This window comes from Fulvivirga aurantia, assembly GCF_009711475.1.
Taxonomy (GTDB): domain Bacteria; phylum Bacteroidota; class Bacteroidia; order Cytophagales; family Cyclobacteriaceae; genus Fulvivirga; species Fulvivirga aurantia.
Genome location: NZ_SMMD01000948.1, coordinates 1 through 20,155, shown reverse-complemented (window position 1 = coordinate 20,155; position 20,155 = coordinate 1). Strand labels below are relative to the sequence as shown.

The 20,155-nt window shown below is 39.2% G+C and carries 23 protein-coding genes; 11 read left to right on the top strand and 12 right to left on the bottom strand.

The window, feature by feature from the left end; all coding sequences use genetic code 11:
• Nucleotides 1–56 precede the first annotated feature (56 nt).
• The 7 genes from E1176_RS19880 to E1176_RS19850 are packed head-to-tail and all read right to left on the bottom strand — an operon-like array spanning nt 57 to nt 3,914.
• The gene (locus E1176_RS19880; RefSeq protein WP_155212801.1) at nt 57–704 is read right to left on the bottom strand and encodes a CPBP family intramembrane glutamic endopeptidase; all 648 of its coding nucleotides are present in this window, start codon (nt 702–704) and stop codon (nt 57–59) included.
• 11 nt (nt 705–715) lie between these two features.
• On the bottom strand, nt 716–1,408 hold the full coding sequence (locus E1176_RS19875; RefSeq protein ID WP_155212800.1) for an alpha/beta fold hydrolase: 693 nt from the start codon (nt 1,406–1,408) through the stop codon (nt 716–718).
• Nucleotides 1,409–1,410: 2 nt separating this feature from the next.
• Nucleotides 1,411–2,172: a hypothetical protein gene (locus E1176_RS19870; RefSeq protein ID WP_155212799.1), complete on the bottom strand. Its 762-nt coding sequence runs from the start codon at nt 2,170–2,172 to the stop codon at nt 1,411–1,413.
• 29 nt (nt 2,173–2,201) lie between these two features.
• Nucleotides 2,202–2,372, bottom strand: coding sequence for a type II toxin-antitoxin system antitoxin (locus tag E1176_RS19865; RefSeq protein WP_155212798.1), 171 nt, complete (start codon nt 2,370–2,372; stop codon nt 2,202–2,204).
• An 8-nt stretch (nt 2,373–2,380) separates the two neighbouring features.
• Nucleotides 2,381–2,902: a hypothetical protein gene (locus tag E1176_RS19860; protein ID WP_155212797.1), complete on the bottom strand. Its 522-nt coding sequence runs from the start codon at nt 2,900–2,902 to the stop codon at nt 2,381–2,383.
• The gene (locus tag E1176_RS19855; protein ID WP_155212796.1) at nt 2,902–3,054 is read right to left on the bottom strand and encodes a hypothetical protein; all 153 of its coding nucleotides are present in this window, start codon (nt 3,052–3,054) and stop codon (nt 2,902–2,904) included. Before E1176_RS19855 ends, E1176_RS19860 begins: the two co-directional genes overlap by 1 nt.
• A gap of 5 nt (nt 3,055–3,059) precedes the next feature.
• The gene (locus tag E1176_RS19850) at nt 3,060–3,914 is read right to left on the bottom strand and encodes an SPFH domain-containing protein (RefSeq protein ID WP_155212795.1); all 855 of its coding nucleotides are present in this window, start codon (nt 3,912–3,914) and stop codon (nt 3,060–3,062) included.
• A 159-nt stretch (nt 3,915–4,073) separates the two neighbouring features.
• Between E1176_RS19850 and E1176_RS19845 the strand changes: the two genes are divergently transcribed.
• The 3 genes from E1176_RS19845 to E1176_RS21200 all read left to right on the top strand — a co-directional run bounded on the left by E1176_RS19845 (nt 4,074) and on the right by E1176_RS21200 (nt 7,375).
• Entirely contained in the window at nt 4,074–4,946 is an 873-nt protein-coding gene (locus E1176_RS19845) for a bestrophin family protein (RefSeq protein ID WP_155212794.1), read from the top strand.
• Between the two features lie 209 nt (nt 4,947–5,155).
• Nucleotides 5,156–6,916, top strand: coding sequence for an amino acid permease (locus E1176_RS19840; RefSeq protein ID WP_246206199.1), 1,761 nt, complete (start codon nt 5,156–5,158; stop codon nt 6,914–6,916).
• A 108-nt stretch (nt 6,917–7,024) separates the two neighbouring features.
• Nucleotides 7,025–7,375, top strand: a complete 351-nt coding sequence (locus E1176_RS21200) for a hypothetical protein (RefSeq protein ID WP_246206197.1) — start codon at nt 7,025–7,027, stop codon at nt 7,373–7,375.
• On the opposite strand, the gene E1176_RS19835 is transcribed toward E1176_RS21200, so the two are convergent.
• Nucleotides 7,372–8,652: an ATP-binding protein gene (locus E1176_RS19835; protein WP_155212793.1), complete on the bottom strand. Its 1,281-nt coding sequence runs from the start codon at nt 8,650–8,652 to the stop codon at nt 7,372–7,374. The two genes, E1176_RS21200 and E1176_RS19835, sit on opposite strands and share 4 nt — an antisense overlap.
• Before the next feature lie 74 nt (nt 8,653–8,726).
• Nucleotides 8,727–9,461: a TerC family protein gene (locus E1176_RS19830; RefSeq protein WP_155212792.1), complete on the bottom strand. Its 735-nt coding sequence runs from the start codon at nt 9,459–9,461 to the stop codon at nt 8,727–8,729.
• Nucleotides 9,462–9,699: 238 nt separating this feature from the next.
• Here E1176_RS19830 and E1176_RS19825 point away from each other — a divergent pair, with 238 nt between their 5' ends.
• Complete coding sequence (locus tag E1176_RS19825) at nt 9,700–10,872, top strand: baeRF7 domain-containing protein (RefSeq protein WP_155212791.1); 1,173 nt, start codon at nt 9,700–9,702, stop codon at nt 10,870–10,872.
• Between the two features lie 55 nt (nt 10,873–10,927).
• Here the strand turns inward: E1176_RS19825 and E1176_RS19820 are convergent, their stop codons facing one another.
• Nucleotides 10,928–11,659: a class I SAM-dependent methyltransferase gene (locus E1176_RS19820; protein ID WP_155212790.1), complete on the bottom strand. Its 732-nt coding sequence runs from the start codon at nt 11,657–11,659 to the stop codon at nt 10,928–10,930.
• Between the two features lie 140 nt (nt 11,660–11,799).
• Here E1176_RS19820 and E1176_RS19815 point away from each other — a divergent pair, with 140 nt between their 5' ends.
• From E1176_RS19815 to E1176_RS19785, 7 genes are all read left to right on the top strand, one after another.
• Nucleotides 11,800–13,944: a TonB-dependent receptor gene (locus E1176_RS19815; RefSeq protein WP_155212789.1), complete on the top strand. Its 2,145-nt coding sequence runs from the start codon at nt 11,800–11,802 to the stop codon at nt 13,942–13,944.
• Between the two features lie 32 nt (nt 13,945–13,976).
• On the top strand, nt 13,977–14,633 hold the full coding sequence (locus E1176_RS19810) for a tetratricopeptide repeat protein (RefSeq protein ID WP_155212788.1): 657 nt from the start codon (nt 13,977–13,979) through the stop codon (nt 14,631–14,633).
• Nucleotides 14,634–14,671: 38 nt separating this feature from the next.
• Nucleotides 14,672–15,706, top strand: a complete 1,035-nt coding sequence (locus tag E1176_RS19805; protein WP_155212787.1) for a sensor histidine kinase — start codon at nt 14,672–14,674, stop codon at nt 15,704–15,706.
• Nucleotides 15,687–16,445 (top strand): LytR/AlgR family response regulator transcription factor, encoded by a 759-nt coding sequence (locus E1176_RS19800; RefSeq protein ID WP_155212786.1) that lies wholly within the window; start codon nt 15,687–15,689, stop codon nt 16,443–16,445. Before E1176_RS19805 ends, E1176_RS19800 begins: the two co-directional genes overlap by 20 nt.
• 119 nt (nt 16,446–16,564) lie before the next feature.
• Nucleotides 16,565–17,026 carry a hypothetical protein gene (locus E1176_RS19795; protein WP_155212785.1) on the top strand — a complete coding sequence of 154 codons (462 nt, stop codon included), beginning with the start codon at nt 16,565–16,567 and terminating at the stop codon, nt 17,024–17,026.
• Between the two features lie 123 nt (nt 17,027–17,149).
• Nucleotides 17,150–17,389 (top strand): hypothetical protein, encoded by a 240-nt coding sequence (locus E1176_RS19790; protein ID WP_155212784.1) that lies wholly within the window; start codon nt 17,150–17,152, stop codon nt 17,387–17,389.
• Nucleotides 17,376–18,044: an SGNH/GDSL hydrolase family protein gene (locus E1176_RS19785; RefSeq protein ID WP_246206195.1), complete on the top strand. Its 669-nt coding sequence runs from the start codon at nt 17,376–17,378 to the stop codon at nt 18,042–18,044. The genes E1176_RS19790 and E1176_RS19785 overlap by 14 nt, the downstream gene beginning before the upstream one ends.
• A gap of 7 nt (nt 18,045–18,051) precedes the next feature.
• Here E1176_RS19785 and E1176_RS19780 read toward each other — a convergent pair whose 3' ends face one another.
• Both E1176_RS19780 and E1176_RS19775 read right to left on the bottom strand, forming a co-directional pair.
• Entirely contained in the window at nt 18,052–19,263 is a 1,212-nt protein-coding gene (locus tag E1176_RS19780) for an MFS transporter (protein WP_155212783.1), read from the bottom strand.
• A 76-nt stretch (nt 19,264–19,339) separates the two neighbouring features.
• Complete coding sequence (locus E1176_RS19775) at nt 19,340–20,062, bottom strand: hypothetical protein (RefSeq protein ID WP_185152897.1); 723 nt, start codon at nt 20,060–20,062, stop codon at nt 19,340–19,342.
• Nucleotides 20,063–20,155: the final 93 nt, after the last annotated feature.

Sequence of the window (20,155 nt, the reverse complement as noted above, 5' to 3'; positions counted from 1 at the left end):
GAATTGGCCTTAAATATTAGACTTCCGAGTAGATTGACGAAGTGGCTCCGTGAATACTAAGTAAATAGGATGACAGGACCCAACAAAACCAAATTATGCAGGCCGTGTAAAAGCATACTATACACCAGGCCGAATTTAACTCTTACATAACCAAAGGTCCCTCCAAGGATGATCTGTGGGAGTGTAATTAATGGAGCAAACCACAGGTAGTCCATGTAGTTTTCGAAATTACTGGCATGTACCAGGCCAAAAATAAGTGCAGAAAAATAGAATATGAATGGGTAGATCTTATTCCATTGAGTCTTTACTTTTTTAAAGGCGATAAATTCGCTGCTTTTATTGAGCCATTTATAAAACGTAATAGGAATCCAAAGAAAGAAGTATGCCCTGCGAAAAGTAAGCCATGATCTAAAGAGAAGTTCTTCTAAAATCGGAGCGATAATAATCCCAAAAATAGCCGATAACACAGGGTTTTCTTTTAGGATCTCCTCAACTGCATGATTGCCAAGGTCAATGGAAACGAATTCTTCTATAAAAGAAACCAAAAACAAAACAGCGAAGCTGGCAATGAGGCCGATTATCAATAGAGCAATGATGGTAGGAAACTTCTCTTTAAATGTAAGTTGTCTCAGTTTTGATGAATCTGCAGGAGATTTTAGAAATGAGAGAAGAGACTTGAGTGTAGCTTGTAATTGAATAGTCAAATAAAAGGAATTTAATTGGTGAAGAAGGATTTGATTGATTCTGATAGTTTACCAATAGCTACCTGCTCAATTGGATGTTTAAAGCCTTCAAAATAATGGAATTTGCCGTTAGGAAGCGCCTCAGCTACTAATTTAGATTCTTCTTCGCTTACCATATTATCTAGCTCACCAAGACCGATAATAGTTGGTTGAGTCACTTGTTGCAATCTTTGGTTTGTAAGTAATGGTTCCTGACCCAGACTCAACATCATCTCTTTGGTCTTAGCCAGTACCTCAGTCCAATTTTGCGGGTGGTGCCTTTTCTTGAGTGCTTCAGCAAAGGCCGGTACTTTTTCAGCGATCTTTTCAGGGTCAAGCATTTTAACTTCCTTTGTGGCAGTTTCCGGAGACCAGCTAAATTTGGTACCTAGCGTAAATATTCTTCCTATCAAACGAGGCTTTGTTGCAGCCAGGTGAAGAGCCACATAGCCACCCATGCTATAGCCAAAAATATCTATAGGTGCATAGTCATGCCGGGTGATAAATGACTCCAGATCATTTGCAAATTGGTCTATGCCAAAAGACTCTGCAAATTCCCGACCTCCATGACCTGAAAAGTTTAAAGTATGAACCTCAAAACTATCTTTGAGTGACTCACACAGCGGTTGAAGCTGGCTGGCAGCGCCAATAGCACCATGAAGCAGAAGTAATCGTGACCTGGCCATTATTATTTAATCAATCCAAGCAATTCGTTTACATGCTTCTGAATATCTTCCATGTCTTTGGTTTGATCTTTAAGGGCAGTAGTTAGATAGCCTGGTACCTCATCACCATTGTCCAGCTTATTTTTAATGTCGTTGAGCATGGTGATTAAATCTGCATTGTCTTTCTTATCTACCGCAGCAATAATGTCATTGATGATTTCTTTTGCTCCTCTATTTTTTTCTTCGATAGCTGCCTGGGTATAAATGTCTTCTGTTTTTGTATTTAGGCATGCATTATAAGCCCTTACAATCTCGCTAAGGTCACCTCTTTTATATTCTTTGCTGTCAATCTTTTCTACAACTGCAGGGCAATCCTTTAGAAAATCGGTCATTTTCTTTCTAAAAGAAATGGTTGGCACTTCTATACCTTCTGTAGATGATTTTTGTAAATAAGGAAGGCTGAAATCGTAAGCCTGATCGGCTCTGTATAGATAGTAAGTGAGGTATCCACCTTCAATAACTTTCATTAGGCGGTATTTATCAGAAAGTTTTACGGTATTATACATGGCCGAATCGTCATAAACTCCATAAAGCTGCTGAGCCATAAATTGTTTTTTCTGATCTTCATTCTGAAAAACCAGGTTTTCTGAATAAGTGTCTGGCAATAAAATATCTACCTCACCCTGTATTGTATCGCGTTGTAGTGTTACGATGTAATCCTGGGCCTGCAGGCTCAAAGCGGTGATAATAAAAGTAAGTGTCAGTAGATTTATTTTAAATATCATAGGAGTCTGGTTTGCAGGCAAAAGTAAGATTAATTGTCGTTTTTACTAGACTTTTTACCCCTGCCTGCTTCTTTCAATGCTTTGTTTATGATGTACTCGAGTTGTCCATTAGTGCTGCGAAACTCATCAGCAGCCCATTTTTCAACCGCTTTTAGCATATCTGGATCAACTCGTAATACGAAAGGCTTTTTCTTAGCCATAATTAACTTTATTTGACATTCATGAACTTATCAACGGTTTTAGCCAGTTGATCAGGTTTTTGAGTACCGAGAAGTAGCTTCTTGCCGTTAGTAAAGTAAATTTGCAATCCCATATTGCCTCTTACATTCAGCGCTTTACTATTTCTAAATAAGAACCGGTAGCCCCAACCACCATATTCGGCTATGGGATTATACTTTCTCACCTCAAGTTTGTCGATTTCATCTTTTCTAATCTTTTTCCATTGCCATACAAAAGGAATGAAGCGATAATATATGCTACCGTCTTTTATCTGAGTTTCTAACCTGGCCACGAAAATACCATAAGCCAGGGCCAATGTTATAATCATAGCCGCACAAAGAATAATTAATCTCCACTCCGGTGATAATTGAGGTGAACCTGGAAATTCATTGAGAACTTGTAACTCATAGATTTCATTTATACACAAGCCAATGACAAGGGCAACCGATGGTATTATTATCGCCCACATCCACCATTGTCTGAATTTTTGTTCTTCCTTAAAGTAAACCATCAGCGTACTCTTTCAAGTAAAACTACCGCATGACCATGGTCGTTGGTAAAACCTAGTGGTTTCCACCCTTTAGACGTTTCTTCATTGAGTCTTTTCTCAAATTTGTCAAAACTCTCAAAAGTGCCTTTCTTAAAAAATTTGTAGTTCTGCATAGCTATTAATGATTTAAGGTACCTGAATTAACAACTGGCGTGATGTCTTTGTCAGCACATAAAACCACCATCAGGTTACTGACCATCGCTGCTTTGCGCTCTTCATCAAGCTCGATAACTTCTCGCTTAGATAAATCTTCAAGAGCCATTTCTACCATGCTTACTGCACCTTCTACAATTTTGTGTCTCGCAGCTACAATGGCTGTTGCCTGCTGCCTTCTGAGTATAGCGCCTGCGATTTCAGAGGCGTAGGCCAGGTATCCAATTCTTGCTTCAATCACTTCAATACCTGCTATATCAAGTCGCTGACCCAGATTGAGCTCCAGGGCATGGTTTACTTCATCTAAACCGGAACGCAATGTAATTTCCGCTTCATTGTCTTCGAAATTGTCGTAAGGGTATTGGCCAGCCAGTTTTCTTACTGCCGCATCGCTCTGTATTCGTACGAAATTTTCATAGTCATCTACTTCAAAAGCTGCCTTAAAGGTGTCTTTTACTCGCCAAACCAGAATCACACCTATTAGTATAGGATTACCCACCTTATCATTCACCTTCACACGATCACTGTCAAAATTTCTGGCTCTGAGAGAAATGTTTTGTTTTGTGTAGAATGGGTTCACCCAAAAGAAACCGTTACTCTTTACAGTGCCCTTGTATTCTCCAAATAGCACCAATACACGAGATCCGTTTGGTGTCACAAAGAAGAAGCCGGGCGTCATCACCAAGGCAACTAATATACCTGCGATGAATATGGGTGATTTCATCGCGATCATCCCAAAAATTGACCCGAAGAGTATGATAAGTACGACAACTAGGATCAGGTAGCCTGAAATGGGTTTGTTTTCTTTTTCTTGATTCATGAAAGTGATATTAAAATGATATTAAAATTATACTAATATAAATTAAATACGGTTGTTTGTCAATAAAGGTTGCAAAGCAGTGATGAGGCCTCTTTATTTTTGATTTTTAATCAAACTCGATTTAATTTGCTGCCTTTCCTTTTGTAACCTTAACTAATAATGGTCCAATACAATCCTAAAACCTGGTTTGCACTTATTTTTCACTCTTATAGCCGACAAGTAATAAGGTTGCTGTTTCCGGCACTTATTTTTATGGCTATTTACACCACTGGTATTTGTTATTTCCTGATAGATTATCTGGGACTTGATTTTATGAGTACCACCGCGGTGCACTCATTACTGGGTATTGTACTTGGTCTGTTTTTGGTTTTTAGAGTAAACTCTGCCTACGACCGATGGTGGGAGGGCCGTAAACTGTGGGGTCTCCTGGTAAACAACACCAGAAATCTATCGGCAAAACTATCTGCCTTTCTAGATGAGGATGACCGAGAAGATAGACTCTATTTTTCTCAAATGATAGCCAATTATGTAATTGCCATGAAAGAGCACTTACGTAAAGGTGTCGACCTTGAAGATCTTGACATTGTAGAAGATGGCTTTCTCAAGAAATTGAAAGACAAGGAACACGTACCCAATGCCATATCTCTTATGCTTTACCAGAGAATTAACAGTCTCTATAAGGCCAAGAAAATCACGGGTGATCAGTTTTTTGTATTAGACAAAGAGGTTAAACAGTTTTCAGACATATTAGGAGGTTGTGAGCGGATAAAGAACACTCCGATTCCATACTCTTACAGTATGTACATCAAGAAATTTATCTTCACCTATACCATCACATTGCCATTTGCCTTCATGGCAGAATTCCATCTTTGGACCGTACCAATTGTGATGCTGATATTCTTTATTTTGGTAAGTGTTGAACTAATCGCTGAAGAAATCGAAGACCCTTTTGGCAACGATACAAATGATCTGCCGACTGATGAACTTTGCGAAAAAATAAAGAAAAACATCAGAGAGCTTCTAGACGTTTAGGTGCTTAATGTGGCGTATATGAAGTATAGAATTATCATCAAAATCATTACGCCATACATGATAAGATCAACACGGATGTAATCTCTGTATTTTTTATAGAGGTCTTTTAATTTTTTCACAGCGCAAAGGTACCGACATGCGGTAGATTTAAGCGATCATTTATTCGTTATCTCAACTTAAACCAGCTATATTGAGTAAAACCCGGCAAGATGAACTTAAAGAAAAGTAAGGCTAACTTCGGTACTGCTCCAGTTTTTTTTACAGCCATTTCGACCATTTTAGGAGCTATTATGTTCTTGAGATTTGGTTACGCAGTAGGTAGTGTTGGGTTTATAGGTACGTTAGGAATTATAGCCTTTGCCAATTTGGTAACATTACCAACAGCTATGGCTATTGCAGAAATAGCCACCAATCAAAAGGTTGAAGGTGGAGGTGAGTATTACATTATATCTCGTTCGTTCGGTATAAATGTAGGCGCTGCAATCGGTATTGCCCTGTATTTTTCTCAAGCTATAAGTGTAGCATTTTATACCATAGCCTTTGCAGAGGCGTTTGGTCCTGTGCTTGATTTTATCAATACGGAATATGGTCTTTCTATAACTGATAAAAGACTCATAAGCCTCCCTGCAGTTTTAATTCTTAGCTATGTAATGATCAAGAAAGGTGCTGATATAGGCATGAAGGCACTCTATATCGTGGTGGCTGTATTGTTTTTATCCTTGGTTCTCTTTTTTATGGGCAATACCACTTACAGTACAAATCTTGAAGCTCTCGATTGGAATCTGCGTGTCGACAACCCGGATAGTTTTTTCCTGGTATTTGCCATAGTCTTTCCGGCATTTACAGGCATGACAGCTGGTGTTGGTCTTTCCGGAGATTTGAAGAATCCTAAGAAATCAATACCTCTGGGTACACTGGCAGCCACAATATGTGGGATGATCATTTATGTATTTATAGCCTATAAACTCGCGATTTCAGCTAATCCGGATGATCTGGCCGGTAATCAATTGATCATGTCTGATATTGCGCTATGGGGGCCAATCATTCCTATTGGTTTGGCTTGTGCCACTATTTCATCCGCATTGGGTAGTATTATGGTAGCTCCGCGTACACTTCAGGCCCTAGCAGCCGACCGAGTTTTCCCAATACCTTATATGAACCGCTGGATAAGCAAGGGACGACCGGTAACTAATGATCCCTTTAATGCCACAATAGTGACGAGTGTAATTGCGATCTTGTTTGTGAGCATTGGAGATGTAAATGCTGTGGCAGAGATTATCTCTATGTTCTTTATGATTACATACGGCTCACTTTGCTTGATCTCATTTTTACAACATTTTGCAGCTGATCCATCTTACAGACCTTCGTTCAGGTCTAAATGGTATATTTCATTATTCGGAGCGATTTTGTGTGTGTATCTGATGTTTCAAATGAATGCTCCCTACGCGATAATTTCGGTGACATTGATGACGCTCATTTACTTTTTTGTAACTTATACGAGCAAAAACAAAGAGGGATTGGCTAAGATATTTCAGGGGGTAATATTTCAATTGAGTAGACGCCTTCAGGTGTTTTTGCAAAAAGCAGAAAAAGGCGAAGACAACTGGCGTCCATCAGTTATTTGTATCTCTTCAGACTTCTTTAAGAGACCTACTGCTTTTCAGTTTATGCGCTGGATCTCGCATCGATATGGATTTGGTACTTACATACATTACATCAATGGCTATTTCAGTAAAGATTCTCATGAGAAATCGAAAGATCAGCTAAGCAGACTGTTGAAAATTAGCGATGCCAGCAAGAGTAATGTTTATATAGATACACTCATTTCGCCTTCGTTTACCAGTGCCGTTGCTCAGGCTATGCAGCTACCAAGTGTATCAGGTAAGGAGGTAAACATGATTTTGTTTGAGTATTCTAAAAAGCAAAAGGAAACACTCAATGAGATCATCGAGAATTTTACGCTGACTTAACCAGCTGAATTTGATATCTGCATCTTAGGATCATCAGATAAAGAGTTTGGGTTTTTACAGAGTATTCATATTTGGCTAACACCAAACGATCTGAAAAACAGTAGCTTGATGATATTGATGGGATACATCATTATGGGGCATAGTGATTGGAAGAAAGCACAGATTAAAATCTTTGCGGTAGTGCAGGAGGAAAATATAACAGAAGAGGAGAAAAAGCTGCTGGCACTAATTAAAGAGGGGAGGTTGCCAATTGCACCTAAAAATATTGAGCTACTCAAGCATAAGTTGGATGTTTCAACCAAAGAAATCATCAATGAGAAATCCAGCGATGCTGACCTTACGATAGTTGGTTTTAGAGCTGAGGCAATAAAACAACGAGGCAAAGAGCTTTTTGATGGTTATGATAAAATCGGAAACGTGCTGTTTGTAAATACTACTTTAGCGAAGGCAATTTATTAATCTACCGCTGGAAAAGACACAAAGAAGCTAGCTCCTTTTCTTACCTCACTCTCACACCAAATTTGGCCATTCATAGCTTCTACATATTTCTTTACGATAGACAATCCCAAACCTGTCGAGGTTTCGTTGCCGGTAGGTCTGGCGCTTAGTTTTTGGTACTTGCCAAAGAGCTTCTTCTTGTCCTCAGGGCTTAATCCTTGCCCCTCGTCTTTTACTTCGCATATAATCTGGCCATTCTCATGCTTTAAGGAAACGTAGATATTTAAGAACTTAGGGGAGAATTTAATGGCATTAGACAGAAGGTTTTCAAATACCTGATAGGTGTAGTCTGCATCAACCTTGCTAGTTAAGCCTTCGGGTATGTCGCTGTGTAGGTTTATTTGCTTTTCTTTGGCCAACACATCAAAACGCTCAACCGTCTTGCGCAACAGTTCGCTCAAGTCAACCTTTGTGAGGTTAATGTTTGGAGTTTTAGACTCTATGGCCTCCACATCAAGTATCTTTCCGATCATTTCGTTGAGTCGGGTAGCGCTTTTTTCAATGGTTTCTATATAGCTATAGGCTTCACTATTAAGATTATCTGCAGACATCTTTATAAGTGTAATAAGGCCTTTGATTTGATTTAATGGGCTTTTGAGATCATGAGCTACAATGCCAATAAGGTTATTCTTTTCATTGTTTATACTGATGAGCTCTTCATTTTTTCTTAAAATCTCTTCCTTTTGCTTTTGTACCTCTGCATGCATAGCTGTGATGGTCTCATTCGCTTCATGCAAATAGTCGGTTTGATCCAGAATAGCCTCCTTTTGCTGCTCTAGTTCTTCATTCTGATCAATTATAGCTTTGTTGGCTTCCTTAATCTCTTCTGCTTGCTGGCTCAGCTGTTTCTTTTGCTCCTCCAGCTCTTCATTTTTTTGAGAGATTTCCTCGTAGGCTTCTTCGAGATTATCAGCGAGTAGGAGAAGGTCCTTCTTTTTATATTCCAGTAAAAAGCTGTTAGATCGAGCGGTTTCATTGTCTTTCTTAAGTCGTTCAATCTGATCATTCAGCTGTTCAGTTTTGCTGGCAATGGCACCCGCCAGATTCTGATTTATATTCGAGTTTAAAACTTGTAGTCGTTCAGAAAGGGTCTTTTGTCGATCGATAACCAATTGCTGTAGTGTAGTATTTTTAGTTTCTACAGCAATTGCCTGCACTTCCTTTATAAAAGAGAAAAGCTCTTTTTCAGTGCTTGATAGCACCGATTTTATGGTTTTATGATGTTTATCTGCAGCCAATTTTTACTACGCGTTTCCTTTTATTCATTATTAATTAAACGGATACATTTAGTGTTTTTGTATGGCAGCTAGCCTTACTTAATATGTTTTCTCAACTTGACCGGGTTTCGTTTTTTGCGCATTTTCATGTTGATTACTTCGACAATAAGAGAGAAGAAAACCGCAAAATATATATAACCCTTAGGTACGTGATAGTCAAATGATTCTATAGTTAACATAAAACCTATGAGTATCAAAAATGATAGCGCCAAAATCTCCAGAGTAGGGTGCTTGGCTATAAAATCGCTTATGCGTTTAGCAAACAGCATCATTACTATGATAGAAATTATTACTGCAATAATCATGAGTAATACCTCATCTGTAAGACCTACTGCTGTAAGTATAGAATCGAAAGAAAATATGATGTCTAATAAAATGATTTGAGAAATAACCGAGAACATTGAAGCCGTAGTTTTTTCAGATTCTTCAGCCTCTACACCTTCCATTTTGTGGTGTATCTCCATAGTACTTTTAAAAATAAGAAATAAGCCACCAGCCATCAATATAAGGTCTCTACCACTAAACTCTACTTCAAACACGGTAAAAAGTGGTTGTGTAAATGTAATAATCCACGTTATACCTAGTAACAGGCCGACTCTAAAAAGAAGGGCAAGGGATAAACCAATATTTCTGGCTTTTTGCTGCTGATTCTCTGGCAGTTTATTAGAAACAATGGATATAAAAATGATATTATCGATACCCAGAACGATTTCTAAAAATGTAAGGGTAAGTAAGGCGATCCAGGATTCTGGCTGCAGCAATATTTCCATAGGTGGCAAATATAGTAAAAATTGTGGTTGTGTTAAACGGCAATTTTATGATGCAAAGTATAGTACACATTGCGAAATATTTTCCACGATTTACTGATTACAGCGCTCTGAATATATAGGCTCACAAGAAGGAGGGGCAATTTAAATCAATTGGCACAATTATTCCGTTAATAAAGATACCAAGGGCATTTTCTGCTCTTATTGTAAAATAATACTAACCACGAAAACCAGCAATATCATGGAAATATTTAAGAAGTCTGATTTCGAAAAATTAGCAAAAGTTCACACCCCAAATTGCATAAGTATTTATATGCCTACCCACCGTACCAATGCAGAAGGCAATGGTGTTTACAAAGATAAAACAACCCTTAAGAATCAATTAAAAGAAGTTTCTAATCAGCTCCTCACATTGGGCATGAAACAATCAGAAATTGAGAGCTATACAAAGCCCCTCCATGAGTTAGAAGAAAATGAAAATTTCTGGCGCAATCAATCTGATGGGTTAGCAATATTTTATGATGGTGAAGACTTGATTACGCACCAAATACCTAAAACTTTTAGTGAGTATGTGTATGTAAACAGTCACTTCTATCTTAAACCGATGGCCGACCTGATTCACTCTTCGGACCGACACTTTATTATGGCCCTTAGTTTAGGTGAAGTAAAGTTTTATGAAGCGACACAGTATAGCATAGTCGATGTGAAAATTAGCGATCTCGTGCCATCATCATTTAAAGATGTGGTCGGGTATGATTACGAACAAAAGTACCTTGAGGCACGAACGGGTCAAGGAGAATCTGGTGATGCTGACGGTATGTATCACGGGCATGGCTCAGGTAATGAGACAGAAAAGAAAAAAGAGGCTTTAAAGTATTTCAGAGCTATAGATGAAGGAATCATGAAAATGCTTCATGATGAAAATGCGCCTTTGGTGATTGCCTGTGTAGATTATTTGTTCCCTATTTACAAAGAAGCCAACAATTATAACTGGTTGAAAGATCAGCATGTAAAAGGTAATTTCCAGCATGAAGATGTGCTTAAGCTCAAAGAAAAAGCATGGGAGATCATTAATCCTGATTTTGAGAAAGAAAAGAACGAAGCTATTTCTAAATATGAAGCTTTAGAAAGTAATGGTAAAGCTGCTGCAGCGGCTGAAGACGTTATTCCGTCAGCGATTATAGGTAGAGCAGAGTCTTTATTTATTAAAGAAGACGCTGAGCTTTGGGGAAGGTATATCGAAGACACCAATAAGATTGAAATTCACGAGGTGAGAACAACAGGTGATGCGAGTTTAATCAACCTGGCGGCCACAGAAACGATAAATCATGGAGGTAAAGTATTTATCTTACCGGAAGATCAAATGCCTTCATCAAATAGTGCCGTGAACGCTATTTATAGATACGAAATGTAGATCAAAGATATATTTCAGGTGGCACCTCGTCTGTATACGTACTGGCGGGGTGTTTTTATTTTATATGGCCCAATGTGAGAAAAATGGGAAAAGTAACACGCTGAAAGCCTTTAAAAATTTCTTCTAACCTACCTCTCAGATGATCAGCCGGATTATGCCCTTTAGCATCAATGTACTTCTGCACTGCTGACCAGCTGCTCAGGTAACCCAACAGATGTTCTAGTGTCCATTCTGCCTGATATTGAAACCGAACAATCTTAGTATGCACCAGAGGTAGATGAATGTCTTCGTAGCTGTTTTCTATTAATGCCCTTTCCGGATCCCAAAAAGGTCCCACCACGTCTTCGTAAAAATGCTTGATAATGTTATCGGCCTCCTTATTTATTCTAATCAGACCGTAACCCCAATAGGCTAGGGTGGCACCTGGTTTTGCTAACCTTTGGGCTTCAAGGTAAAACTTGTCTACATTAAACCAATGAATGGCCTGTGCCACGGTAATGAGATCGACTGGCTTTTCTAAACCCGAATTTTCAGCGCTACCCATTGAGTAAAGGATGTTGCTTTTCTTAACAGCACTGTTTAGTTGATTCTCACTAATATCCGTGGCATAAACAGTTTCAAATTTTTCACTCAATACTGAGGCAACCTGTCCATTACCGGTGGCACAATCCCAGGCTGCCTCAAATTTTGAGGTGTGCGCATATAGGAAATCATAAAGGTCTTTTGGGTAGGTAGGCCTGTATTTGGCATATAAATCGGCCTGTTTTGAGAAGTTGTCTTTAAGCATCTACAGCGTGTTTTACGATCAATTTACAATTCATCCAGCAAATTCTACGATTCGGTAATTCATTTTTTCATGTCAGGGTTTGAGAAGCAACATTTGTATTAACAAAGCGGCAAAAACAACCAAACTCTAAACAACAACTTATGAAAACTTTACTCACACTGCTAATCTTATTTCCCTCACTAGCACTTGCTCAATCGACCATAAGTGGCACTGTCACTTCAGATAAGGGAGAGCCCATTCCTGGGGCAAATGTTTTTTTAGATGGTACTTATGATGGCACTTCTACCGATATAAACGGTCAGTTTAACTTTTCTACTGAGGAGGAAGGTAATCATAAATTGATAGTGGCTTTCATAGGTTATACCAAAGAAACGATAGCCGTTACACTGCCACAAAATTTGAGTTATAACTTCTCACTAAAAGAAGAAATCAACCGATTAGATGCTGTAGTGATAAGCGCAGGGTCGTTTTCTGCTGGTGAAGAAAGCAATCGCGAAGTGCTCAAGCCACTCGATATCGTAACCACAGCTGGAGCTACTGCAGATATAGCCGGAGCATTAAATACACTACCGGGGACTCAAACTGTAGGCGAAACGGGCAGATTGTTTGTGAGGGGTGGAGAAGGGTACGAAACAAGAACTTTTATAGATGGTATGGAGGTGCTCAATAGCTATGCTCCATCAGCACCTAATACGCCAGGTAGGGCTAGATTCTCACCGTTTATGTTTAGCGGTACCAGTTTTAGCACTGGGGGTTATTCAGCAGAATATGGACAGGCTTTATCATCTGCACTTATTCTTAATACCAAAGAAATAGCAGAAGTCGACAGAACAGACATCTCTTTGATGACGGTAGGCGCTGATATCTCACACTCTCAGTCGTTTGAAAAATCTTCTATATCAGGAAAAATACAGTATACCAACCTCACGCCTTATTTTGAGCTGGTAAAACAAAAAATAAATTTTGAAAAAGCACCTGAATCGTTCGATGGCAACATGGCCTATCGCCATAAGGTAGGGGATGACGGTCTGCTTAAAGTATATGGCAATTTCAACAAGACTGATTTTGTGATCTATCGCCCTCAGATATTTGATGAGGAGCTTGAAGATAAGGTCGACCTTTCTAACAGTTATGGCCACCTCAACACCACCTATAAAGATATTTTAAGCGACCAGTGGAGTTTGAAAACAGGCTTTTCTATCACAAACTCAGAAGAGTCAATTGTGATCAATAACCAACCGTATGATGAAAAAACAAGAGGCGCTCATACCAAAGCTGTACTTAGTTATGACACACAATCTCAATTTTCACTGAGCTTTGGTGGTGAGCATTTTTATAGAAACAGTCAATTTGATGTGAATCAGGAAGGGGCTCCTGAATTTAGCTACAACCAGCATATTGGGTCTGCATTTGCTGAGGCTGACATTTATCTTTCAAACGATTTTGTACTCCGTACAGGTTTGCGCGCTGAGCATGAGAGCCTATCTAAAAAATACATAGTAACTCCTAGATTATCGTTGGCACATAAGTTAGGTGAGAAAGGCCAGGTGTCTTTAGCTTACGGTAAGTTTAACCAACAAGCACAGCCAGATTACCTTCGGGTAAATAACAACCTTCAGTCAGAGAAGGCGGAGCACTACATACTCAACTATCAGTACCTGACAGGTAAGCGCACTTTCAGAATAGAAGGTTATTATAAGAAATACAGCGATCTGGTTAAATTTCAAGATGCTTACGATCAAGCCTCTTTTAGCAATCTGGGAAGTGGTTTTGCAAAAGGCTTCGATGTTTTCTGGAGAGATGCTCAAACTTTTACGGGCCTTGATTACTGGGTATCTTACTCTTACATCGATACCGAGCGAGATTATCAGGATTTTCCGACAACGGCCACTCCAGCATTTAGCTCAAAGCACAATTTTTCTTTCGTCACAAAATACTTTGTGCAAAGCTTAAAGACTCAGATAGGCACAACGTACAGTTTCGGTAGTAGCAGGCCTTACAACGATCCAAATCAGGAAGGTTTTAACACCGAGAGAACCCCGGCTTATCATGACCTCAGTGTCAATTTTAGCTACCTGTATAGATCAAATGTGATCATTCACGCCTCGATTACCAATGTGCTGGGGGTAGACAATATTTTCGGCTACGAGTATAGTGACCAGCAAAATGATCAGGGGCAGTTTGTCGGCAGAGCGATCAAGCAGCAGGCACCCAGGTTCATATTTCTAGGCGCATTTATCACGCTTTCAAAAAATAAAGTGGCTAATCAAATGCCAAATCTTTAAAAATCAATTATAAACCCAAAACAACTAAAATTATGCACAAATTAATCCTAATCCCTCTATTTGCTTTAGCAGTACTTCAGTGGAGCTTTACAGAAGTATCTAAGTATGAAAAAGCCATGAAATCTTCAATTGAAAAAGTTTATATGGCTAAAAACATTGAAGAGTATCAAAATGCCATTAATTCTTTTGAGCGCATCGCGCAAAAGGAAACAGACAAATGGGAACCGCTATATTACTCGGCATTTGGATATGTTATGATCTCTACAAGAGTAGAAGAACTCGGTGAGAAAGATAAGTACCTCGATCTTGCCAAAGAAAAAATCTCAGAAGCAAGTGCTTTGGCACCTGGCGAAGATGAGATAGTGGCCCTTGAAGGTTTTGTACATATGATGCGAGTAGCTGCAGATCCTGCCACTCGTGGGCAACAATACTCTGGTCTGGCTATGCAAGCTTTAAACAAGGCCGTAGCCATGGATGGAGAAAATCCACGTGCATTGTATCTATTAGGCCAGATGGAATTTGGAACGGCTCAGTTTTTTGGTTCAGACACAGCTATGGCTTGTGAAAAATTACAAAAAGCGGTAAGTCTGTTTCAAACTCAGCAACCAGAAAGTGTGATAGCTCCGATGTGGGGAGCAAGGCAAGCTGAGGCTGCTGCTCAACGTTGTGGAGCACCTGCCGGTGAGTGATCTTTGTTTTTAACAGGAAAAAAATCTTATTTAGCCCCATGAATAGCGATACGAGTCAAAAAAGTAGTTTCAACTGGAAGAAAGAGCTTAAAGAAACTTTTTTGATAGCGCTTATCGGTGTTCCATGGGGCCTAATTACTTGCCCTGATTGTCAAAATTATTTGTATCCCATTCTTGTCAGTTCTACTGTTTGGGTGGTGCTATGGAAGGGCAATCAACTCACTACTTGCTGGATGGATTCTGTTGTTGGTTGGTTAGAAGCGCCTGTCAAAAGATTGTTATTAGGTATTTTCGGTCATGCCACATTTACGGGGCTGGCCATTTTTGTTATCTATTATTTCTATTTACTGGTTCTGGATATTCACCTTGGTAATATCAAAATGACCATGCTTATAGCCATAGGAGTGACTTTTATAGTCTCTCTTATTTTGTACAGTAGAGATTTTTTAATTTCATGGAAACAGCTGGCAATAGAAGGTGAGAAGATTAAGAAAGAAGCCATACTTGCTAAATACGAGACGTTAAAAAATCAGGTAAACCCACACTTTCTCTTTAATAGCTTCAATGTACTTACCGATCTTGTTTACGAAGACCAGGACACAGCAGCACGTTTCATCAAGAAGCTCTCTGAGGTTTATCGTTACGTGCTGGAGGCACGCGATAAAGAAATCGTTACATTACAGTCTGAGATGAAGTTCGTAGAGTCTTACCTGTTTCTACAACAAATCAGACATGGCGATAGCTTAAAATTTAGCTCAGATATTGAAGTGTCTAACGCTTCTGTAGTACCTATGGCTATACAGATGCTGGTAGAAAACTCCATCAAACATAACATTGTCTCAGAAGCACGGCCCTTAGAGATTAAGATTTATACAGAAAATGGGTATCTCTATGTGTCTAATAACCTGCAAAAGAAAAATACAATTAGAAAAGAAGGCGAGGGTATCGGTCTTGAAAATATTAAATCGCGATACTCATTTTTAGAAAAACGACCTGTTATTATCGATGAGGCTGATAATACATTTAAGGTGGGTCTACCAATTATAAATTCCAATGCAAATACTAATCATTGAAGATGAACGGCTGGCAGCTAATCGTTTAGAAAAACTGATACTGAGTTGCGAGTCTGATGCCCAGGTACTAGCCAAAATAGATTCTGTAGAAAAGAGTGTGGAATGGCTGAAGAAAAACCCAGAGCCCAACCTTATTTTCATGGATATACAATTGGCTGATGGATTAAGTTTTGAGATTTTTGAGCACACCAGCATCACTTCACCCATAATTTTCACAACGGCTTATGATGAATATGCGCTCAAGGCCTTCAAAGTAAATAGTATAGACTATCTGTTGAAGCCTATTGATAAAGAAGAGCTCGAAAGAGCCCTCAATAAGTTTCATGATCTGTTGCCAAAAAATACACAACCATACCCGCTCGATCAGATGGCAACGGTGATGCAGATGCTGTCAACCACATATAAGAATCGATTTTTAGTAAAAACCGGTGAGCACATTAAGTCTATAGCTGTTGATGAAATTCTATTCTTCTTTAGTAGAGATAAAGCTACCTATTGCCATACTGTAGACAATCGCAATTACTTATTAGACTACTCGCTGGAGCAAATAGACGGGCTGGTAGATCCAAAAGTTTACTTTAGGGTAAACAGAAAATATCTGGTAAGAATCGAAAGTATAAAAGACATAATCAGCTACTCTAATAGTCGGCTTAAATTGAAGTTTAAAAATGAGCACACTGAAGAGCCGGTGGTAAGCAGAGACAGAGTTAGTGATTTTAAAGCCTGGCTAGACCGATAAGCTACAAGCCTGTATGCCTGAACTTTATGCTTATACTGGCTGTTTCTATGCTTTTAAAACCTGCTTTTGATTTTAGCCGTTTTAAGTGCTAAATTAGCTAGCAGTTAACGACACATACCTTGAAAAGTAAAAAGTTTCTTTTTCTAAGTTTTTTCTTAGTCAGCTTAAGTTTATCAACCTCTTCCTGGGCCCAGGTAGAAAGCACCGAGCCGGGCAATGGGTTATTTTATTACACTGGTACCCTCGGTTATAAGCAGCAAATAGAGTTTAATCTTCAATTTACAGATAATAATGTCTCCGGTTCTTACATTGTAGTAGAGTCAGGAGATATGTATGTTTTTTCAGGTAGGTTGGCGCTAAATAAGTCCGGAATTGGAGTATTAGTCTACGATAGTGATAATGACTATATAGCCTCTATAGAAGCCGTTTTTGTAACAGACGCAAATAACTTTGGCAAACAGCTCAATGGCAAATGGAAGCCAAATAAAGGCGAAATCAAAACGCTGAGACTTAAAAAAGTGGCAGAGTTTGCCCACCAAAATGAGGTGACCAACACAAATAGTGAAGTGTTAGGCGAGTAAAAATTACCGTCCTTCAGGTAAGAAAATGACCAATAAATAACTTTTTGTTGAGAAATATTTATATTCTTGTAACAAAAGGTGAAAAGATTCAGTCTAAACACTAGACACCTGAATAGAAACAATATGTTACGTAATAAAAAACTCCTGGAGCAAATTATTGTATCAAGTTTAGTTTCAGCACTTATCTTAACATCATTGGTAAGCTGGGGCAGATTACTTAGCCAAACCAATGAAAAAGTAAATGAGAACATAGTAGTAGCTGAGGCTAAACAAGCGACTACCAAAATAAAGCGTGGGGTGATGGTTTTTGCAGGGATGGTTATTGTGGTAGCAGAATATTTTGATATTAATGATGACGAATAAATTAATACTTACAGTATTTACATTTCTACTATTTATTACAGCTCAAGCACAAGAAGGCTTGAGCTTTTTAGCTTTAGGCGATTCCTACACAATAGGTGAGAGTGTAGAAGAAAAAGAGCGTTGGCCCATGCAATTGCAGGATTCACTCAATGCAAGAGGGTTTAATGTAGATAAACCACTGATAATAGCCCGTACCGGATGGAGGACAGACGAACTTAAAGCAGCGATAGAAAAACAAAAGCCGGGGAAAAACTACGACCTGGTTGGGTTACTCATAGGCGTAAATAATCAATATCAAGGCAAGTCTTCATCTTCTTACAAACCTGAGTTTAAAGAATTACTTAATATAGCCATAGATCATGCTGGTGGCGATCACTCAAAGGTTTTTGTAGTTTCAATACCAGATTATGGTCATACGCCCTTTGGCGAAAAAGATAAAGATCGCATTGGTAAAGAGCTGGATGAGTATAATGCCATCAATAGGGAAATAACCGAAGATGCTGGTGTTAAGTACTACAACATTACAGACTTGTCGCGAAATGGAGAACCTGACATGGTAGCCAGCGACAATCTACATCCTTCTGCCAGACAATACAGCCTTTGGGTAGAAAGAATGCTTCAGGATCCTGATTTTTATCAACTTTTGCAGCAGTAGATTTTTATCAAGCTCCTTTCTCAACTCTAAGAAGTCTTGCTACAAAAATAGCACCGATGCTAAAAGCGATGGCGATATAGCCAACATACTCATAGCCAACGAGGGCTTTGGCATTTTCAGTAACTGTAGAAGGTTTCTCAGATATTATAAAACCACCAAGCATAGCAGCCAATCCAGAAGAGATTTGCTGAATGGACGAGCGTATGCTCATAAAACTACCTCGATTTTCTGGTTTAATTACACTGGTCACCATAGTAGTAGAAGGTACAATTCGACCATTGGCGAAAATGAAGAAAATACCACTCACGACAAGCGCTTGCCATAGCGGGATAGGCGGTAAGTGAGTAATTGCCAGGAGTGGAACCATAACCAAAATACCGAAAATCGTAAAAATTTTGAGCCTTCCGTGGCTATCAGCAAACCGACCAACCATGGGTGAAGAAAATATGGTGAGTCCGCCACCTACCAGGTAGATGTAGGTAAGCTCCTGCTCTGTAAAGCCAACGTTGCCGACCATATAAGGCGCGATAAATGGAATAATAGTAAAATGGCCTAACATGAGGATAGAAGTAAACAGTAAGCCCATAAGAGGGTTACGCCTTCCAAATATTCGCTTGATGATTTCTAAAGGGCTAGGCTTATCAGCTTCACTGGCAATATGAGCTCGCATCGAGGGGATGAAAATAAACACGAGCACACTGATGACAACTCCCAGGCCTCCTAAAAATAAAAAAGGAGCATGCCAGCTAAACAAAGTAGCCAGATAGAGGCCAAAAGGCACTCCAAAAACAGACGCTGCAGAGAACGAGGCCATTACAAAACCAATACCTGCTGCTCGTCTTTCTAAAGGAATAGCATCACTGACAATAGACAATACTAATGCACCCAATATACCGCCAAAGGCACCTGCTGTACATCTTGTAATGAGCAAAATTTCATAAGTAGGAGCAAAGGCACAGGCCAGAGTACCTAAGGTAAACCCAATATAGACGAAAGCTAATGTGCTTTTTCTATCAAATCTATCTATAAAAAAGGCCGCAATAAATCCTGAGCCACCTGCGGTAAACGAATAGGAGGAAACAAGGAAGCTAAACTGCTGAGGTGAAATGTCAAACAGCCTCATCAGCTGCGGTCCTAGCGGCATCACAATCATAAAGTCCATGATGTGTGTGAATAGGGCAGCCGATAAAATTAAAAGGAGTATTCGCTCTTTGCTCATAGAAGGTGCGAAGTTACAGAAATAATGTTACAACATTGACTTTCTGTGTGTTACCCAAGTGTTATTATTACCAAGATCACCTGATAGGGGCAAAGGGATCTGTACCGTCATTTAGTTGTGCCACATCAGAGGCTGCCTCGAGGTCTTCAATTTCTATGTCAATAAGTCCATCGTGCAATGTGCTGATTTGAGCACCTTCTACGTTTACCCAATTTTCCCAGCTAAATTTTAATCCACCAATGGGCAGAATATCTACCCAAAACTTCCATGCAGTGGGTCTTCCCTTGTCATCTAAAATCCAAAGATATGAGTCACCAGGTGTAACACCACCTGAGGTATATTGTACAAGCAAAGCTTCTTTACCTTCATAGTCTACTACGCTTCTTTTGGTGCCAGGGTCTGTAACCTTATAGGGAGCAATAAGCCAAAATGAGTCATTGGCAAAGTATTCAAATGCCTTCGAAATGTGCTCTTCAATTTCTTCAGTTTGCTCTTCACCCTCAATATAAACCTTCCCTTCTTTGGTTTCAGGGCTAAATATGACACGTTTATCGTCCCATGTGGCTTCGACTAAATTTGCTTTTTTGTCCCAGATAAAATGATGACCCAGCGGATAGCTCCAGGCGATAGCATTTAAGTCTTGCCAGGCTTCGTAATTGAGGTTCTTGAGCATCTTTTCAGCAAGATATTCTGCGCGGGCCCCCTGTTCTCCTTCAGGTAAGGGTTCGTCTGCGATTAAAAAAGCCGTAATTCCAACAATGATTAAAAGCGCGAGGGTATATAGAATTTTTTTTAACACTGGGCGAGGGTTATGAGTTAGATAAGTAAACAAAGATTAATAATTGTCTACAACATAGCAATAGTGTTAAAGTTTACTGTAGAAAAAATTGCA

Excerpts from the sequence above, each read along its gene's own strand:
- E1176_RS19875 (WP_155212800.1), bottom strand. The coding sequence starts at position 1,408 with ATGGCCAGGTCACGATTACTTCTGCTTCATGGTGCTATTGGCGCTGCC.
- E1176_RS19870 (WP_155212799.1), bottom strand. The coding sequence starts at position 2,172 with ATGATATTTAAAATAAATCTACTGACACTTACTTTTATTATCACCGCT.
- E1176_RS19865 (WP_155212798.1), bottom strand. The coding sequence starts at position 2,372 with ATGGCTAAGAAAAAGCCTTTCGTATTACGAGTTGATCCAGATATGCTA.
- E1176_RS19860 (WP_155212797.1), bottom strand. The coding sequence starts at position 2,902 with ATGGTTTACTTTAAGGAAGAACAAAAATTCAGACAATGGTGGATGTGG.
- E1176_RS19855 (WP_155212796.1), bottom strand. The coding sequence starts at position 3,054 with ATGCAGAACTACAAATTTTTTAAGAAAGGCACTTTTGAGAGTTTTGAC.
- E1176_RS19850 (WP_155212795.1), bottom strand. The coding sequence starts at position 3,914 with ATGAATCAAGAAAAAGAAAACAAACCCATTTCAGGCTACCTGATCCTA.
- E1176_RS19845 (WP_155212794.1), top strand. The coding sequence starts at position 4,074 with ATGGTCCAATACAATCCTAAAACCTGGTTTGCACTTATTTTTCACTCT.
- E1176_RS19840 (WP_246206199.1), top strand. The coding sequence starts at position 5,156 with ATGAACTTAAAGAAAAGTAAGGCTAACTTCGGTACTGCTCCAGTTTTT.
- E1176_RS21200 (WP_246206197.1), top strand. The coding sequence starts at position 7,025 with ATGATATTGATGGGATACATCATTATGGGGCATAGTGATTGGAAGAAA.
- E1176_RS19830 (WP_155212792.1), bottom strand. The coding sequence starts at position 9,461 with ATGGAAATATTGCTGCAGCCAGAATCCTGGATCGCCTTACTTACCCTT.
- E1176_RS19825 (WP_155212791.1), top strand. The coding sequence starts at position 9,700 with ATGGAAATATTTAAGAAGTCTGATTTCGAAAAATTAGCAAAAGTTCAC.
- E1176_RS19820 (WP_155212790.1), bottom strand. The coding sequence starts at position 11,659 with ATGCTTAAAGACAACTTCTCAAAACAGGCCGATTTATATGCCAAATAC.
- E1176_RS19815 (WP_155212789.1), top strand. The coding sequence starts at position 11,800 with ATGAAAACTTTACTCACACTGCTAATCTTATTTCCCTCACTAGCACTT.
- E1176_RS19810 (WP_155212788.1), top strand. The coding sequence starts at position 13,977 with ATGCACAAATTAATCCTAATCCCTCTATTTGCTTTAGCAGTACTTCAG.
- E1176_RS19805 (WP_155212787.1), top strand. The coding sequence starts at position 14,672 with ATGAATAGCGATACGAGTCAAAAAAGTAGTTTCAACTGGAAGAAAGAG.
- E1176_RS19800 (WP_155212786.1), top strand. The coding sequence starts at position 15,687 with ATGCAAATACTAATCATTGAAGATGAACGGCTGGCAGCTAATCGTTTA.
- E1176_RS19790 (WP_155212784.1), top strand. The coding sequence starts at position 17,150 with ATGTTACGTAATAAAAAACTCCTGGAGCAAATTATTGTATCAAGTTTA.
- E1176_RS19785 (WP_246206195.1), top strand. The coding sequence starts at position 17,376 with ATGATGACGAATAAATTAATACTTACAGTATTTACATTTCTACTATTT.
- E1176_RS19780 (WP_155212783.1), bottom strand. The coding sequence starts at position 19,263 with ATGAGCAAAGAGCGAATACTCCTTTTAATTTTATCGGCTGCCCTATTC.